The organism is Gammaproteobacteria bacterium, from assembly GCA_019748175.1.
Lineage (GTDB): Bacteria > Pseudomonadota > Gammaproteobacteria > JAIEPX01 > JAIEPX01 > JAIEPX01.
Window position 1 is genome coordinate 38,194 of sequence record JAIEPX010000005.1, and the last position, 20,355, is coordinate 58,548.

The following is a 20,355-nucleotide window of genomic DNA, read 5'->3' on the forward strand; positions in this document are numbered from 1 at the left end:
TCTTGTTTGAACACTAAGACGCAAAAATTTGTTGGAGAGTTTATGATGAATGCAAAAAATGACGAAGAAATAATGGGGTTAATCAAGGAGCAAATTGGGGCTGTCGTAGGTTTTGATGCGTCTGATATTGATGATAATCAGAGTTTTATGAAAATGGGGATATCCTCTATCAAGACATTTATGATCACCAATCGAATATCAGATCAATTGGGAATTGATTTGGATCCAACCGCAATGCTCGAGTATAAAAATATTGCTTCTCTGTACCAACATATTGTCGAACAATTTTATCAAGGAGCGTTTGCAAAATGAGTCAATTTATTAAAAATTTTGATTTATCCACCACTCAAAAAGCAATGCTTTATGATAGCTATATGACCGATCCTATCGCTTATAATCTTTCGGCATGCGTTCATTTTGAGAATGTGGATGAGAAAGTTTTTGAAGAAAGTTTAAACATCTTGATAGCTGAACAAGAGGTATTACGTTCTAAGGTCGAAGTGATAGGTGATTCTCACCGCTTAGTAATTTGCGATACGATTTCGAATCCTCTTGAGCAGATCGACTTGTCTGATCCATTGCAAGATCAGAGTACAAGAGTCACAGATCTAATAGAAAAAGAAATATCAGAGCCTTTTAACCTTGAAAATTCACCATTGTTTCGAGCCAAGCTATTAAAGCTGTCTGAAAAAGAGCATATTTTCGTTTTTTGTATCCATCATATCATTTTTGATGGCTTATCAATGAATATTTTACTCGAAAAGCTGGTTAAGTATCATGATAAATTATCACAAAAATCAATTGTCCAGGTTTTAGTGAATTCTGAATTTTCTAAGTTTGTTGAATCAGAGAATGAAAAAAATTCAAAAGGTATTTGCGAGAATAAAAAAAAATTATGGGATGAAAAGATAAGGGATGGTGTTCCAGCTAGACTTCCAAAAGATTTCTCGGTAGATCAAAAAAAAGGCTTCGCAAAAGAAATTCGTTTTCGTATACCCAAGGAGGTTTCTCAGCGTGTTGAACAGCGATGTGCTGAGTATGAGGTTACGATATTTTCATTTTATTTTACGGTATTTTCCATTTTAATGCGACGTTTTACATCGTCAGAAAGGCTGCTTCTAATTACCCCTTTTTCATATCGGTCTAGTGTTGAGCTTGAAAATACGCTCGGATGTTTTATTAAGATGCTCTTGCTTCCGGTAGTAATCAAAAATGAAAACAATTTTTCTGAGGTTCTTCATGCGGTTGGTGCTGGGCTGATAAATTCTTATATTAATTCGAGCTATTCACCAAATTTAATTGTTAGTGATAATGTTGGTTCAAACCCTGAACTTTCATCTCTTTTTGATGTTATTTTTGTACATGATGTTTATGAAGAATTTCAGTGTAATGGTGTCAAAGCTAAGATTGTTCATCAAGATGTTGTAACTTTTCCTGGTGATATTATGTTGGTTCTTAACAATTCCCCTGAGGGAGATTTTTTAAAAATTCAATATAAACCTGACGTTTATAAAGAAGAGACTTTAGATGCTCTTGGAAGAGATTATTTAGATTTTCTAAACCTATTTTCGGAAAATCTAGAATTAGGACTTGAAGATATTTTAAGTCTTTCTTCACAGAGTCAAAACTCGTGCTCGAAAGAAAATATTAGTGAAAATATATTGCTCACAGCCGAGGAAAGAGATCAGCTGCTTTTTGAATGGAATCAAACACAGGCATCATTTCCGAACGGTAAAACCATTCATCGTTTATTTGAAGAGCAGGTAGAAAAGACGCCTGATAATATAGCAGTTGTATTTGAAGACCAAAAACTCACGTATAAAGAGTTAAATGAAAAAGCTAATATTTTAGCTCATTATCTTCGAGAGCTAGGTGTTGAAACAGAAACCTTAGTTGGAATCAGTGTTGAGCGCAGTATAAATTTGATTGTAGGATTATTGGGGATATTGAAGGCGGGTGCAGCGTACGTACCATTAGATCCGAATTACCCTCTAGACCGATTAACCTATATGTTAGACGATACTAAAGCCACCGTATTAATTACACAATCGAATTTTCAAGAAAAATTAGGGGGTGTACGAAAAGGATTTGAAGAGAGAGGTGGAAAAATTATTGAATTAGACCGAGGGTGGCCTGAAATAATTACGGTAAACGAAGGAAAAGAAATACATGGTAATATAGATCCGCAATTAAATCTAGAGACTGATGTTAATGCAAGAAATTTAGCCTATGTTATTTATACCTCAGGATCAACAGGAAAACCGAAAGGTGTGCAAATTGAGCACGAAGGTGTAGTCAATCTATTGTCGAGTTTATCAAGTAAATTACAAATATCAGAAGCAGATAAATTTTTACAATCAACGAGTGTTGGATTTGATATTGCAGCGTTAGAGATATTTATGCCGTTACACAACGGAAACCCTGTTATATTACTTTCTCAGACATTCATGACAGACGATACTAGCGCAATAATTCAGCTCGTGAATAATAAAGAAATTACCGTTATCCAGGCTACTCCATCGCGTTGGCAATTATTGGTTGAAGCAGGATTTCAGCCTCATTCAGAATTAAAAATGATCTGTGGTGGAGAGGCGTTGCCCCAGTCATTGCAATCAATTTTGACAAAATACAACGTGTTACATCACGTTTATGGTCCCACAGAAACGACAATTTGGTCTACTTACGCATTATTAAAAAATGAAGATCGCTGTAGTATTGGGTCAGTTATTAATAATACTACCTGTTATATCTTAGATCCTAACTTGTCACCTGTTGCAGTAGGAATAATAGGAGAATTGTATATAGGTGGTGTCGGTGTGGCTCGGGGCTATCTAAATCGTCCAGAATTAACATCTGAGCGATTTTTAGAAAATCCTTTTTTAAGTGAGCAGGATAGAGCCGAAAAGAAGGCTAATGGAGAGGTAACCTTACTTTATCGTACTGGAGATTTAGTCCGGTATTTACCCAATAGGAGTATTGAGTATATTGGCCGCATTGATCATCAAGTGAAAATCAGAGGTTTTCGTATTGAATGTGGTGAAATTGAAACGGTTATTAGACAACATACTTTGATAAAAGACGTCGTGGTAATTGCACAAGAAGATGCCCACGCTGAGAAACGTTTGGTCGCCTATATTATTACAAAATTGAGCGACGAGGAAAACGAACAAGAACAAAAAACACAAAAATTAAATCAATTAATTCATGAGATTCGGCATTTAGTTGAAAATCAATTGCCCGATTTTATGATGCCATCTCACTTTATGGCACTGGAAAGATTTCCTTTGACCCCCAATGGGAAATTAGATCGAAAAGCCTTGCCTATACCAACAGAGGTCTATCGTTCAGATGAGCAGAGTTTTATTGCGCCTGAGAGTGAATTAGAGAAAAAAATAGTTAGCATTTGGTCTGAAGTTTTGAAAATTGATGCCAATAAAATTGGTTTGGATGATAATTTTTTTGATGTAGGGGGTAATTCATTTTCCTTGATAAAAGTCAATAATTTATTTAAAAAAGAAAATTTAACTTTACCTCTTAAAAAACAGTTTGAATTAACTACTGTGAGATCTATTGCTAATTATTTTGCTCATTTGCATTCTGGTGAGGTCTTGATTGGTAAAGGGAAAGATAAAAAAACAAGTTTTCGTGAAATCGAGAAGTCTACTGACTCTCTTAATCGTGACATTGCTATAATTGGGATTTCGTCAAATGTTCCAGGCGCTCAAACGGTACAAGATTTTTGGAAAAATTTAAAGTGTGGAAAACAAACGATACATTTCTATGACGATGCTGAATTGCTTGAAATGGGAATCTCTCCTGAAACGCTGAATTCACCGAATTATGTTAAAGCTATTGGACGAATAGAAGATATAGATCATTTTGATTCGGGATTTTTTGACTATACGCCTGCGGAAGCAAAATTAATCTCACCACAATATCGTATTTTGCATTCAGGATTATGGAATGCTTTTGAAGATGCTGGGTATTTTCCAGGGTCTACGGAATCTTCTATTGGCCTTTTTTTGAGTGGTTCAGATGATTTTGATTGGTATCAAGACTTTATTACTAATGAAAATGACTTTAGTCTTAAATACCAAGGATTTACTCTAAGCACGAATCATTTCTTAGCGACAAGACTTGCTTACAAATTTAATTTAAAAGGGCCGGTATTTACGTCTTTATCAGGCTGTTCGTCTTCACTGCTTACCGTTCATTTGGCTTGCCAATCCTTAATTTTAAAGGAATGTGATATCGCAGTGGCTGGAGGTATTACCATTTCATTACCGAATAAAGGTGGATATTTTTATAAGCCCGGTTTGATGTTTTCTCCTGACGGATATTGTCGGCCTTTTGATGCAAAAGCAGCAGGTACCTTTTTTTCCAATGGAATGGGTTTAGTTGTTTTAAAAAGGCTTGAAGATGCCAAGAAGGACGGTGATCATATTTATGCTGTAATTAAAGGTTCTGCAGTTAACAATGACGGTTCTCAAAAGCTTGGATTTACAGCTCCTAGTGTTCAGGGGCAAGCGGAATGTGTTCAAAAAGCCTATCAAGTGGCTGGCATTAATCCGGAAACAGTGAGCTATGTTGAAGCGCATGGTACGGGTACTATTATGGGTGATCCCATTGAAGTAGAGTCCTTAACTCAAGCTTTTGATACGGATAAAAAACAGTTTTGTGTCTTAAGTTCGGTTAAAGGAAATATTGGGCATGCTGATACAGCGGCTGGTGTTGTTTCGTTGGCAAAAGTTGCATTAAGTTTGAAGCACAAATTTATTCCAGGGACAGCAAATTATCAGGCACTTAATCCTAAAATTAATTTAGATAGCAGTCCATTTGTTATTCGATCTGAAGGCATGGAATGGAAACGAGAAAATGCTGAGGTATTGCGTGCGGGAATTAATTCATTTGGAGTAGGTGGAACGAATGTGCATATGGTTTTAGAAGAAGCTCCTTTATCTGAAAAAAGCAGCCCGCCTACCGCCATAAATCTATTAGTGTTTTCAGCAAAAAGCCCAGCAGCTTTGATCAGCACTTCAGAAAAAATAATCGAGTTTATTTTTGAAAATCCGGTTATCAATATCTCTGATGTATCTTGGACGTTACAAGTTGGCAGGAAAGAATTTGCATATCGTAAATATTTAATTGTAGATAATGCTTTTTTTCAGCATGATAAAGAGGTTGTCTTAACGTGTCTTAACGCAGCAAAAATTTATAAGACAGATATAATAAAGTCACGCTCTAATGATCCCATAATTCAAGAATTATTGGAGAAAATATCTTCGAAAGAAGCCTGTTCACTTAAGGAAATGCGTCACCTCTATCATGAACTTGGAAAATTTTGGGCTATCGGAAATGAAGTGAATTGGGAAAAGCTCAAGCAAGATTCGCGCCGACTGCGAATATCTTTGCCAACGTATGAATTTGATCCTATTCCTTATCCCATCCGTGTGAAATTAAATGGAGAGGAGACAGTTAACCAAGAAAAAGAAACGAATAATACAATGTTATCTGATGGAAGTAAGGTACAGGTTAATATAAAAAATTCAAATGATTGGGAAAATAAAGTTATTGAGGCTTATAAAAGTGTTTTAGGTCTAGATGTTGTGGATTTAGAGCAAGATTTTTTTCATGTGGGTGGTGATTCATTAAAAGCGATTAATTTGATGTCAGTCATTAATACAAAGTTTGGGCTGAGTATCGATATTAAAGAATTATTCGATTATTCAACACCAGCAAGCCTAGCAGAATTTATACGTAATGAAAACTCTCAGGGTCTTTCGAATACGACGATAATTGCCCTGGAAGAGAGGGAATGTTATCCCCTGTCTTCGGCTCAAAACCGTATGTATACGTTGTATATGCTTGATAAAAAGAATATTGCTTATAATTTGTCTTCCGCAACCTGGATAAAAGGAAACTTGAATAAAGAAAAATTTGAAAAGACTTTGCAGAAACTGGTTGCTCGGCATGAGCCACTAAGAACGCGTTTTGAAATGCGAGATAACAAGCCTGTACAAGTGATCGATAAAAGTTTTGATCTTCCGCTTAATTACTCTGAAGAAACGGTACGCGGAGATGAGGATATTCATAGAGTAGTCCATGATTTTATTAGGCCTTTTGATCTTGAGAATGAATTGCCATTTCGAGCAGAGTTGATAAAAACAGAAGAAAATACATATTTATTTTTAGTGGATGTGCATCATATTGTTGCCGATGCTACTTCAATGGAAATAATAGCCGATGATTTTAATAGCTTATATGTTGGTGATTTGGTTCCACTTGCTGTTCAATATAAAGATTTTTCAGACTGGGAAATAAAATCACTTAATTCGGACTCTATAAAAAAACAGGAAGAATTCTGGTTAAATTATTTGTCTGGTGAATTGCCAAAATTAAATATTCCACTGGATTTTGAGCGGAAGTCTTTAAGGGGTTACCAAGGAGATCGGATTTATTTTACATTTGATAAGGCATTGAGTGAAAAAATTATCCGGCTTGGAAAGAAAAATAACGCGACCTTGTTCATGACGTTGTTGACGGCTTGGTCTGTGCTATTGGCACGATATTCAGGCCAAGAAGACTTCATCCTCGGAGTCTCTGTTGCAGGTAGGACCCTAAGTGATGTGCGTGAGATGGTGGGTATGTTTGTAAATATGCTCCCGATAAGAAATTCAGTGAGCCCTGAAAAAAGATTTTGTGATTTGATGAAGCTGGTTAAAGAAAATGTATTAGACGCTTTTCAAAACCAAGATTATCCATTTAATGCATTAGTTCAAAAGCTGAATCTTAATAGAGATATGAGCCGAAATATTTTATTTGATGTGTGTTTCGATTTTCAAAATATGGATTTTAATGATTTAAGTGTCGAAAATATACAATTCATCCATCAGCCATTCAAAACAAGGTGCAGCACATACGATCTTTTACTGACCTGTCAGCAAGATAAGGACAATGGACACATTAAAGGGTTTATGGATTACAGTACCAGCTTATTTAAAAAAGAGAGGATTGAAAGTCTAATTGAAGATTTCAGAGCGCTCTTAGTTTACGTGGTTGAGAATGAAACTGAGACTGTGGGAAATATGGAAATTCTTTCTCACCAGCAAGCTGATTTTCAATCACAATGTTATGGACAAGAAGTAAAGTTAATTGGAAGGAATGTACAAGAGATATTTGAAGCATCGGCAAGTAAGTTTTCAAATGAAATTGCCATTATAACGGCTGATCAAGAAACTTTAAATTACGAAGAGCTTAATAGAAAATCCAATGCCTTGGCATGGAGTTTGCTTAATTCAGGCGTTGAAAAAGGAGAGCTTGTTCCGATACTCGTAGGGCGAGATCAATACATTTTAATATCCATGTTGGCAGTAATGAAGGCCGGAGCTGCATTCGTTCTGATCGATCCACTGTTGCCAATTGAAAGGATATCGCACATCCATACAGAGTGTCGAGCTCGCTTTTTGTTAAGTACGAACGAGCACGCTCAAAAAATTAATAACACTAATAGTGTAATTATCTTGGATGAATTTGATTATACTGCTAATACAGAAAATCCAACATCGAGAACAGATTTAAAAGATTTGGCTTATGTTATGTTTACCTCGGGTACGACAGGCTCTCCTAAAGGGGTTATGATTAGTCAGGAGGCTGTTATCAATTTTATTTCTGACATCAATTCAAGACGATTTTATCAAAATACGAGAGATCGAATTATCAGTTTAACTACCGTGTCATTCGATATATATATATTTGAATCTTTAGTGCCTCTATGCTTGGGGGGATCTATTTATATTGCGAATGAGAAAGAACAACTTGATCCGCTATTGGCGAGCGAGAAAATTGTTAAAAATCAAGTTACGCATATTTTAAGTACAATTTCACGAATAAAGAGTTTTGTAGAGAATCCTGCATTTTCTAAAGCATTAACCCATTTGAGATATATATTTACTGGGGGTGAAAATTTCCCGTTGGGTCTCCTTTCTCATTTGAAGTCTGCTACTTCAGCCAAAATTTATAACATGTATGGACCTACCGAGACAACGGTGTGGTCCACAACAAAGGATTTAACGAATGAAAATCAGATCAGCATTGGAAAACCGATTGCGAATACTAAAATATATATTACGAATCCAGAGGGAAAATTGCAGCCTCTGAATGTCTATGGTGAACTTTATATAGGTGGAAAAAGTGTTGCTCAGGGCTATCTTAATAATACAGAAGAAACACGTCGTAAATTTATTTTCCTTGAAAATGGTGAGCAGGTTTACAAAACAGGAGATCGAGGGCGGATTTTACCAAATGGCGACATAGAGTTAAGTGGAAGGTTAGACACACAGGTTAAAGTACGTGGTTATCGAATTGAGCTCGAGGAAATCGAAAAGAAAGTATTAGAATATGATGCGATTGGCCTTGTAGCGCTTACCGCTTATGAAGATGAAAATAATGCAAAGCAATTAGCTTTATATTTTTCATTAAAACACGGAGTTAATAATTTTAATCTTAGTGATTTTAAGCGCTGGCTGAAGTCTCAACTTCCTCATTATATGATTCCGACGAGTTTTAATCATTTATTAGAAATGCCTGTATTACCGAGTGGAAAAGTGAATAAAAAAGATCTTCCCACTCCTGGAAGTATAAATAGTAGAGCAGAAACGAAAGAGTGCTCTAACTTGAGTAGGTCTGATCTCAAAAGTACCTTACTTCAGTTTTGGAGAGAAGCATTATGTATCGAAGAAATAAGCCTTGACGATAATTTTTTTGATTTGGGTGGCAATTCATTACGTTTAATTGAGCTGAATAATAAATTGAGTAAGGAATTAGGTTATTCCATACCACTGCTTCAGTTATTTCAGTTTCCAACCATCAACTCATTCGTAAAGAATATTTCAGAATCGCAGGTTAATTTTCAGGAGCCTATAACCGAAATTCAGGAAACTCCAGTATTTCGTAAAGAAGATATCGCCGTTATTGGTATGGCGGGAAAATTTCCTCAAGCAAAAGATTTGGAGGAATTTTGGAGTAATTTAATAGATGGACGTGAGTCAATATCCCAATTTACTGATATAGAACTTTCAGAATCTGGTATTTCTCATGACATTTTTTCCAAGCCCGAATATAAAAAAGTGAAAGGTTTTCTAGAGAATGTCGAATATTTTGATGCCGAATTTTTTGCTTATTCCTCAAAAGAAGCAGATATGATGGATCCTCAATCAAGGGTTTTGCATCAATGTGCTTGGGAGCTACTTGAAAATGCCGGCTATGATCCTTCACGTTATGACGGTCGAATCGGTTTTTATGCAGGTAGCGCGTCTAATTTCATGTGGATTAAAGATTTATTGAATGATCCTGAAGATGTATTGAAGGCTTACGATGCTCTTACTTTTAATGAGAAGGATTTTCTTACTACTCGACTTTCTTATAAATTAAATTTAAAAGGACCGAGTTATAATATTCAAACAGCTTGTTCTACCTCTTTGGTAGCTATTCACCAAGCGGTTCAGTCTTTGAATAGTGGTGAGTGTGAAATGGCTATGGCGGGTGGCGTGGCGCTTTCATTTCCGAGAAAAGAAGGTTATCTCTGGCACGAAGGAATGATTTTTTCACGAGATGGTCATTGTAAGCCATTTTCTTCCGATGCCAGTGGTATTGTTCCTGGAGATGGCTGTGGTTTAGTCTTGTTAAAACCCTTAGAAGCAGCGATCCGTGATAAAGACCATATTTATGCCGTTATAAAAGGTTCTGCCATCAATAATGATGGAAATGAGAAGGTGGGATATACCGCGCCGAGTATTAGTGCTCAAAAAATTGTTATTGAAAAAGCTCTAGAGAAGTCAGCTATTTCACCGGATCAGATAAATTATTTAGAAGCTCATGGAACAGGTACTGCGATAGGTGACCCGATCGAAATTGAAGCCTTAAAACAGGCTTGGAACACAAATAAGAAAAATTATTGTGCCTTAGGCTCTGTGAAAGCCAATATTGGCCATCTAGACACTGCTGCAGGAGTGGCGAGCTTTATAAAAGCAGCTCTAATGCTCGAGAAAAGAGAATTACCGCCTTTGATCAATTATGAAAAAGAAAACCCTCTTATCAATATTAATGAAAGTCCATTCTATGTTAATAAGCAGGGTGATAAAAATCTGGATCCCAATCTTATTCTTCGCGCAGCGGTAAGCTCGTTTGGCATTGGTGGGACAAATGCGCATATTATACTAGAACAAGCACCACAAGTTTTGGATTCAGCGCTTAATTATGAAATTGAGATTTTGCCATTTTCGGCGCGTAATTTAGAAGCCTTGGAAAATACGGGTCAAAAATTGTTTGATTATCTTCAGAACCATCCGGAGATTTCATTAAGCGATGCCGCGTGGACGTTACAGATAGGCCGTAAAGCATTTGATTATCGAAAATCGTTGGTTATAAAAAATAGGCAATCTCGCTTCGAAGATATAAATATCGCGGCGTTTTTAAAGTCGAAATCGGGTGCTATATTAGATAAAAATCCCAATATTGTTTTAATATTGTCTAGTGAAGACCTTCTGCTAAAAGAAATTTTTAGTGGTATTTATCATCAGGCTTCAAAAAGTAAATTAACGTCCTATTTTAAAAATAGTGTAGACGCAACGTTAACAAAATTCCCAGATGAAGAAAAATCGCATCTAATATCACTCTTGCAAGGTGAATCCGGTGGCTCGAACTATTGTGAGGCAAAATCGAGCGCTGTGTTTTTATTTATGGTTAATTTTACCTTTGGCAAAATGTTGATCGATTTAGGGATGATTCCAGAAGCAATAATAGGGCAAGGAATAGGTGAAGTGGCTGCCTTAGTGCTTTCAGAGAGTCTCTCATTCGAAGAGGCAATAAGATTTCTTAATGAGAATTACGAGAAATTGGCTAGCTTTAACCCTGGGGAACTTGCGAGAGAAATTTTTGAGAAGAATTCTCATGTAAGAGGATTGAGTAATATAGCTTCTCAATATGGATTTCGAAGTCCTAAGATTCGCTTAATTTCTAATAGCCAAGATCCAATATTATTTAACGAAAAGGTACTTAAAATTGAAGTCGGTCCTGGACAGATCATTTTAGATTCCTTAGAAAACACGGATCGTAAAAGATCATTTCAGTTACTGGCATTAACAAAAGAACCTGAGAAATCTGTGATTCATTTAAATAAGGTGGTAGGTGAAATATGGGCTGCGGGTGTGGATATTCATTGGGAGAAAATGAATGTGGATACTTTGCCAAAAAGAGTTCCCTTACCCAGCTACGCTTTTATGCAGGAATATCATAAAGATTCTATAAACCCGATTGCAACTGGTAGAATTGATGTGACTCCTACTGCAATAGAAAAGCCGAACGTCCATGAAAATTTTAAAACCGGATTTCTCGAGATTTGGGTGAACCTTTTTGGTGGTTCATGCCCTACTCCCGATGACGATTTCTTCAAAAAAGGAGGAGATTCATTAAAAGCAGTTATACTCGCTGCAAATATCGAGAAAACCTTGGGTATTAAAATTTCCATTAATGATATTTTTAATAATTCTCAGTTTTCCAAAATGGAAGATTATTTAATGTCTCTTTCCTTAGTGTCTGAAAATAAAAAGATCGTTGCGCAGACTAAAAGCGAATTCTATCCTACGTCATTCGCGCAAAAAAGAATGTATGCTGTCCATGAGTTTCTGGGGGATTCTCTGCCGTATAATTTAGGTGCTGTCTATATCTGTGAAGGAAAGGTTGATAAAAATAAAATTCAGGAAGTGTTCGATATATTAGTGAAAAGACACTCAGCATTTCGAACTGAATTTAAAATAATTGACGGTGAGCTTGTACAAAGGATTCGTTCAGATATTGAATCGGTATTTGAGTTTGAGGATTGCCAAGAAGAAATAGTGGACCAAAAAATCCAGGAATTTATGCGGCCCTTCAATTTGTCACAAGCTCCTTTAATTCGCATTAAATTGATCAGTATTAATCTTGAAAAACACATTTTCATGATGGATTTACATCATATTATTTCGGATCAAGCATCTATTGGTATTTTGCTCAGTGAGTTTGAATCATTATATATAGGAAAAACACTTAGACCTGTTTCTGCAGAATATTATGAATATGCGGCTATACAAAATGCAAGGTTGAAAGATGATATTGGTTCTAGACTGAAGGATTACTGGCTCAAGCAATTTTGTGAACCGCCTTCTCCTCTGCCTTTGCCGCTCGATTTTCCTCGGTCTGAAATTAGGGCGTTTTCAGGGGATCGAGTTTCCTTAAAATTGGAGAGTGGGTTAAGTAAAAAAATTAACAGCCTGGCAAAAGAGAATGCTTGTACGCCTTATATGATATTTATGGCGGCACTAAAGTTGGTGTTGTGGAAATATACTGATCAAGAAGATGTTGTGGTAGGCACAGCAACGGCTGGTCGTTCTGACCCAGACTACTTTCATGTGATCGGTATGTTTGTGAATACGCTAGCCATAAGAACTGTTTTAAACAGTTCTTGGACCACAAGAGAGTATCTATATGCTATAAGAGCTAAAATGCTAGGCGCTTTTGAAAATCAAGATTACCCACTCGAATTGTTGATACAGGATCTTGGTCAAGGAAAAGATCTTTCGAGAAATCCGTTGTTTGATGTTGTTATTAATTATATCGACATGGGTAATCAGGATTTTTCGATAGACGGACTTAGCATGAAGCCTCATCAAAATGTTCCCGTTTATTCGAAATTTGATTTGACCTGGACAATTGAGAAATGCTCTGAAGATTTTTATGCCGATCTAGAATTTGATTCCGCATTATTTAAAAAAGAAACGATTGAGTTAATCGTAGATCGATTATCAAAATCTCTCGAATTTATCGTGGATAATATTAACGAAAATATTTCTAAGTTTAGTTTTTTATCCAATAAAGAAAGGGATCATTTGTTATATCAATTAAACAGTACAGAAAGACAATATCCAAAAGATAAGACTATACCGTGTCTTCTTGAGGAGCAAGTTGCTCTGCATGGCGATAAAAACGCCCTTATCTGGAATGATGAGAAAATGAGCTATTTGGAATTTAATAAACTAGCTGACAAAGTTGCAATGACTCTTCGCAGAAAAGGAATTGAGTCAGGAGATAGAATAGCACTTAGGCTCGAGCGTTCTCCGTTACAAATGGTCTCCATTTTCGGGATATTAAAATTGGGCTGCACCTATGTTCCTATTGACACACAATTTCCAGAGTCTCGAGTAGAGTTTATTCTAGAGGATAGTTCTGCAAAAGCGTTGATCACGACATCAAAATTTAAACAAGAGAAATGGAATAACCGCTACTTACAGGTTTTTTTAGATACTGATCCTGACTTCTTAGATGTTGATATTGAAGATAAGGATTTTAGAAAATCAGCGTCTACATGTCGAAGTGAGGATGCAGCCTATATTATGTATACCTCAGGTTCTACAGGTAAGCCGAAAGGAGTCATCACAACGCATCGAAATATTATTTGTACAGTCAGAAACACAAATTTTATTGAGTTTTTGCCAAGCGACTGTCTTTTACAGTTGTCAAATGTTTCTTTTGATGGGTCGACATTTGATATCTTCGGAAGCCTTCTCAACGGAGCAAGTCTGGTATTGACGGATGACAGCAGCTTAAGAGATATGTCATTGTTATCTAAACTTATCCAAAAACAAAACATCTCAGTACTATTTATAACGACCTCCCTCTTTAATGCCTTAGTAGATTGGGATTTAGCATCGCTAAAAAACCTAAGAAAAATCGCATTTGGTGGTGAAGCGGCTTCCGTGAGTCATGTACGAAAAGCTTTGAATTTCTTAGGGTCAGATAAGTTGATTAATGGCTACGGCCCAACGGAAACGACGGTTTTTTGTACGTACTACCATGCCAATAGTCTAGAAGAATTAACCGAGAGTGTTCCAATCGGTTATCCGTTAACAAATAAACAAGCCTATATTTTAGATAAACAAGGGCAACCCGTTCCAGAGGATATCCCGGGTGAATTATGCATTGGCGGAGATGGTATAGCAAATGGCTATTTAAATCGTTCCGAACTGAATTGTGAAAAATTTTTAGATAATCCTTTTAGACCTGGTGAAAAAATGTATCGGACTGGGGATAGAGTAAAGCGCTTAAAGAGTGGGGTTATTATCTATTTGGGTAGATTTGATTTTATGGTAAAAATTCGAGGGTATCGAATTGAGCTCGGAGAAATCGAAGAGTCAATGAAGTGTTTGAAAGGTGTTAAAGAAGCTGTTGTACTTGCGAGAAAAGATGCTTATGGAAATGATTATATAGGCGCTTATTATACTGTGAATAACGAAGTTCTTGGTCATGAGATAGAGGCTAAAAAAATACAAGAGTTTCTTAAAAGCAAAATCCCAGTATTTATGATCCCATCTCGTTTCAAATGTTTAGATAAGATTCCTTTAAATTTGAATGGTAAAGTCGACTTTAGTTCTCTTCCGCCTTTTGAAGAAGAGGTAAAAGAAAAAAGGCCTGCTACAGAAGTATTAAGCTTTACTGAGAGGCAAATGCTTAAAGTGATGAGCCAAGTGTTGGATAATAAGAATTTAGCAGTAGATGATGACTTCTTTCAAAGTGGAGGACACTCTATAAAAGCAATAGCGTTTACTATGGAAATTTTGAAATACGGAATTTCAATCAAAGTGAATGATATCTATCAGAACCCAACGGTAAAAAAACTATCTAAGATGTATTTATCTCGTTCTGAGAAAAAGAAAGAGATTGTTGATGATTTACACAATGTCAATCGTTTAGGAGATAGTAATTCCGAATGTGGGCTTGAAAAGGTAAAAGAAATACCTTCGAATTTGCTTTCTCAATGGGACTCATTTTCGCAGATAATTTTGACAACTAAAGTTCTGAATCGTTTTTCGCTATCTGGAATTCAAGAATTTCATTTAAAGTATCCACGCCGAATAAGTGGTTTTACAATGGAGCTGCTTGCGAATATTTCTGAAACTACTCTTATGTCTGCTATTGCGAAAATGGTAATCGATAATCAACTTTTACATTCCATTATACAAAGAGAACCGGATTTGGAATGGGTTGAGTACGATCTAGTTAATGTGCTCGATAGGCTCAGTGGCCATATTCCTTTCCTGGATATCAGTGCCTATGACTCGCAAGCAAGAGAGGAAATTTTAAGTGATATTTATAAGAGTATCGTGTCCAAGCAATATCAAGAGGCTGAGCTGCCATGGCGTATCTGCTGTTTACGCATAGCGGGAGGTGAATACCGGGTTATTTGGGGTTTTGATCATATTGCGTTTGATGGGATGAGTGCGGATGTAATTCGTTCTCAACTCGAAGCTATTGTTTTTAATTCATTGCCGAGTGAGGAACCTAGTAAATATGGTGACTATGTTGCTTTATTAAAATCGGGCCCTCAAAATGTAACTGAAGACGATATTATGCAAAAATTTTCATTGCAAAAATGGTGTTTTATTAATAAAAGCTTGTCGGAAGAGTTATCAAAATCTCCTGATCCTGAGTATAAGAATTTTGAGCTAAAATTCAATTTGTTACAATACAACATTCAAGATCCTTGGGAATTTTCATTTAACTTTGTTGTAGATGTTTTAAAAGACTTTTATCAGTCTCAGGTGCTCCCTCTTGCTTTTATTAATTATGCAAGAAGTTACTGTGGTACGGATTTCTACAATTCCATTGGTGAGTTTTTAGATATCATACCTGTTTACGTTGATAAAAAAGAATTTTCTATTTTATCCTTGCTGCAACTTGCAAGGTCGTGCGGAATTAATTTTGCTTCCTTGGTCTTTGATCCGATTTTGTCGGTAAAATACTCAAATATAGCGCGGTGTTTGGCTCCGTTTTATAGGGAAGATGGAAGCAATCTGGTGCTGCCACTCTTTAATTTTCAGGGTTTTATTTCAGATGAGAATAGAAAGCGATATCGCTCGCTTGGTTTGGTATCGAGTGAAAATTGTTTTTCAAAATTCCTGATAAATGTGAATTATGATGAACAGAATCTCTATATTCATTTTTTATTTGCATCTGGAGAAATAGTAAGACTAGAAGACGTGGCTGAATTATATGTTAAAAATAAACTCATTACTAAGGAGAAATGCTATGCCTAAATTGGCGATTAGTCACGGGGAACCACTTTCACTTCCAAAGGAGTACAATACTTTAGGGGAAATGTTGCTTTATGTAAAAAACACGTTCCCAGATCACGGGCTCACTTTTGTGGATATTTCAGGGAAGGAAGAATTTTTTTCGTATCCAGACTTAGTGGATCAGGCGACTCAGTGTTTATATCACCTTCAGCAACAAGGTCTTAAGCCTGGCGATTTGTTGATCGTTATCATCGATAATAATCTACAAGATTTTTATGTGCATTTTTGGGCATGTATTTTAGGAGGAATTGTTCCAGCTCCGATTACTCAGCCTTCTTTTGAGAAAGATTCCGTGACTTTATTAAAACTATATAATGTATGGAACACCTTGAATAAGCCAAAACTATTAGTAGAAAATAAATATATTAAGTATTTTGAGGGTCTTCAAAGTGAAGATCGTTTTTCAGGATTATCTTACTTCACATCACAGAGTTTTCGTGATGGCCAACAAAAAATATCTGAAAATCATATTGGTCATCCCACTGACTTGGCTATTCTCCAATTTTCATCAGGTAGCACCGGTGACCCGAAGGGTGTACAACTTAGCCATAAAAATATCATTTGTAATTTAACAACCACTCGCAATAGTTTTGGTTTAACTAGCGAAGATAAGGTGTTTTCTTGGGTGCCTCACACTCACGATATGGGTTTATTTTTGCAATATCTTACCTCTGTAACCGCCGGTTGTAATATTTATATCTTTTCACCAATGACGTTTAGTCGATCACCCTACCTTTTTTTGAAAAAAGTAAGTGAGCACAAAGGAGCGTTCTTTTCAACGCCTAATTTTGGTTTAGACTGGATGATTAAAAATATTCCGGATGAGAAGCTGGATTCTTTAGATCTTTCAACATTGAAATTTATATTAAATGGTGCAGAGCCAATTTCGTCAAACGTCATAAATCGTTTTGCTCAAAAATTTCAACGATGTGGATATTCGCAAAATAAAATGTTGGCAGCTTACGGAATGGCTGAAGCCACGGCTATGGCTACCCATGTAAAGTTAGGGCTAACCCCCCCGGTAGAGAAAGTGGATCGTATTAAGCTTTTGAACGAGTCTGTAGCGATTACGACTGGTCCCGACGAAGTTAACAGCGCTGCTGAGTTTGTGCATGTCGGTTTTCCGGTTCAGGGGGTAAGCATCCGAATTGCTGATTCGGATGGAAATACAGGGGTTGAAAATCAGGTTGGTGAGATTCAGGTTAAAGGTGAGCAAGTAACTTCAGGATATTTTAATAGGCCAGACCTTCTTAATGAGATGTTTGATGGTGAGTGGCTGAAAACGGGTGATTTGGGCTTTATTACGAATGGTTCTTTGGTGGTTACCGGTAGAATGAAAGATATTATTTTCGTTCGAGGGAAAAATTACTTTGCTCATGATCTAGAAGAGCTTCTTTTTTCCAAGGAACTGGTTCAGCGTGGAAAGCTACTAATTGCTGGTTATTTCAATACGACACGTCAGGAAGAAGAGTTACTCGTTTTTGTTCAGCATAGGTCGGGAGCGGAATCCTTCTTGCCGACTTATAAAGCAATAATCGTAGCACTTCGTGAATCTCTCGGTATTGAAGTTACTCACGTTATTCCTGTAAAATCAATATCCAAAACGACTAGTGGGAAATTGCAACGATTTCCTTTGATAAAGTCTTATCAAAACGGACATTTCTCTGCAATAATCGAAGAAATTAATTCGCTTCTTTGCCCGAAAAAGACGCATATTGAAAGTGTGAAGTTTTCTGAAGATGAGCTTGAGCATGTAATTAGAAAAATCTGGTCCGATATTTTGCGAATCTCTGAGATGGAAATTTCTATTGATGATAAGTTTTTTGCGTTGGGAGGAAATTCTCTTAAAGCCTTCAAATTGTTAGAAGCAGTTTCTAATCATGTGGGTTTTGAATTAGATCCTGAAATGTTGGTGCTATGTCGTACTATTCGAGAAATAGTTAGCTATTTAAAGTCTCATCATGGACTTTGTCAAGAAACAGAATGTAATGAAGTTCTTGTGAGTTCTCAAAAAGGTCTCGATCTAGATAAAACTATTGCGATAACAGGTATGGCATTAAGGCTTCCTGGTGCAGTAAACCCTGAGGAATTTTGGAATATTCTAGAGGAAGGGACAAGTAAGATTGCAAAAGTCAGTAAAAATCGAAAAAAAATGTCTGGCGAAATTGAGTGGGATGATTGGATGGGGGAGCTAGGAAATATCGACTATTTTGACAACGAATTTTTTGAGATTAATGAAGAAGATGCGGTTTTCACGGATCCGCAGCAACGTCTAATTTTAGAATTAGCTTATCAAGCGCTTGAAGATGCTGGTGTTATTCCAGGCTTAGATTCGGAGCGAAATATCGGTGTTTATTCTGGTGTAAGCTTGAATACATATTTTGAGTTGTTGGTAGCGTATTTAAAAAAGAATGGCGTTGAAAACGTTCCATCAAATGCGTTAGTAGGGAATCTTTCGAATATGATTTCAGCACGTATATCTAGTACATTCAATTTCACTGGCCCAGCTGTTGCGATTGACACGGCCTGTTCATCATTTTTTGTGGCCCTACATCAGGCAATTACCGCTTTAAGAGGCAATGAAATTTCGGGCGCAGTTGTTGCAGGGGCTAATATATTGGCGACTTCAAAAATTCATGCATTATCACGTAAAGCAGGAATTTTGTCTTCTACTCAATTTGCTCAAGTATTTGATAAAGATGCTAGTGGCACTGTTCTTGGGGAAGGTGTCATTGTATATTATTTAGAGACATTAAAAAATGCGATACAAAATGATAAAAATATATATGGAGTTATTCGAGGAATAGCCGTTAATAATGATGGAACTTCGTTTGGCATTATGGCGCCTAACCCCCTTGGGCAATTTCGTGTGTTGACGGAAGCCTATGAAGATGCAGATTTAAGTCCTGGTGAAATAGATTATATTGAAGTCCACGGAACTGGGACTGCGATTGGTGATCCCATAGAGTTCAATGTATTGAAGAAATTATTTTCGCGTTATCGCGACTTTAATGGTAATAAAATTCGCCTGGGCTCAGTAAAAACGAATGTTGGTCATTTGCTAGCGGCTGCCGGTGGGGTTGGTTTGGCGAAAGTTTTGCTTTCTTTTAAAAATCGAAAATTTGCACCCAGCTTGCATGTGAATAATATAAGTCCTGCTTTGAAAATTGAAGATTCTCCGTTTTGGATTAGCCGAGAGCTCGCACCTTGGATTCGTTTCAAAAACCAAAGTCGAAAAGCGGCCATTAGTTCATTTGGGTTTGGCGGGACAAATACGCATTTGGTTCTAGAAGAGTGGACCGATGACCGAAAAGTCAATACTACTTTGACGCCAAATCTTTTAACACTTTCTGCTAAGTCTGAAAAATCTTTAAAAATCCTGGTGGATCAAGCTGAAGAGTATCTGAAGAATTCATCGGATATCGATATTCAAAATTTCTGCTTTACTCGAAATCGCTATCGATTACACCACACATATCGTGCAGCACTTTTAATATCTCCTGACAATAAGCGATTAAAGAACTTCACATTCAATTGTTTTTTATCTAAAAAACCATTTAAAAAAGTGTGTTTAATTATTGGAGATTTAATTCCTAAGAATAATCAGAACGCTAACGGAATTCAATTTCCAGATGAAATTATTCGTAGTGTCAAAAATGAAACTGCGAATATTGAGTCGTTAAATGAAGACCCAGTTCGTTTCGTTTCATATTGGTATTTGGTCTTAAAAGCTTTAAAAGATCGTCTTTTAAGTCCTTTGAGCATACTAGGCACTTATTCTGAAAACACTTTTGTTAGCGCTCTGAATGAACAGAAGGATTTTGCAGAAGCTTTAAGAGTAGATCTTCTGGATTTGGGGAGGGCTAAAACTAAACTTGAGAATGAGGAAATTTTTTCTAATCTAAAATGCGATGTTTTTATCTCGGTGGGAACTTTTGAAAATGAATTTTTTGATGACGATATATTTAAGGAGATACCAATCATACATTTGGATGAGAAAATCCTATCGTCTTATGACAATCAATTGCTCAGTTTAATAGGAGAGTTGTATGTTCTTGGAATAGAGATTGATTGGTCGAAGGTTCATCCTGATGATTCTGGGAAAATCATTTCTGTGCCTGGATACCCATTTGATTCCAAGCCATTTTGGTTGACCTTAGAGTATACGAAGTCAGAAGAAGTGGGTGTATAA

Annotated in this window: 3 protein-coding genes; all 3 read left to right on the top strand. The window is 36.5% G+C overall.

The annotated features are described in order from the left end of the window. Positions 1-42: 42 nt before the first annotated feature. From K2X50_02750 to K2X50_02760, 3 genes are read left to right on the top strand one after another with little or no spacing between them, the layout of a single operon-like run. A complete protein-coding gene (locus K2X50_02750; protein ID MBX9586156.1) occupies positions 43-312 on the top strand; it encodes an acyl carrier protein in 270 nt (89 codons plus the stop codon). Further along, positions 309-16,124: an amino acid adenylation domain-containing protein gene (locus K2X50_02755; GenBank protein MBX9586157.1), complete on the top strand. Its 15,816-nt coding sequence runs from the start codon at positions 309-311 to the stop codon at positions 16,122-16,124. The genes K2X50_02750 and K2X50_02755 overlap by 4 nt, the downstream gene beginning before the upstream one ends. After that, positions 16,117-20,355 (top strand): AMP-binding protein, encoded by a 4,239-nt coding sequence (locus K2X50_02760; GenBank protein MBX9586158.1) that lies wholly within the window; start codon positions 16,117-16,119, stop codon positions 20,353-20,355. The genes K2X50_02755 and K2X50_02760 overlap by 8 nt, the downstream gene beginning before the upstream one ends.

Excerpts from the sequence above, each read along its gene's own strand:
- K2X50_02750 (MBX9586156.1), top strand. The coding sequence starts at position 43 with ATGATGAATGCAAAAAATGACGAAGAAATAATGGGGTTAATCAAGGAG.
- K2X50_02760 (MBX9586158.1), top strand. The coding sequence starts at position 16,117 with ATGCCTAAATTGGCGATTAGTCACGGGGAACCACTTTCACTTCCAAAG.
- K2X50_02755 (MBX9586157.1), top strand. The coding sequence starts at position 309 with ATGAGTCAATTTATTAAAAATTTTGATTTATCCACCACTCAAAAAGCA.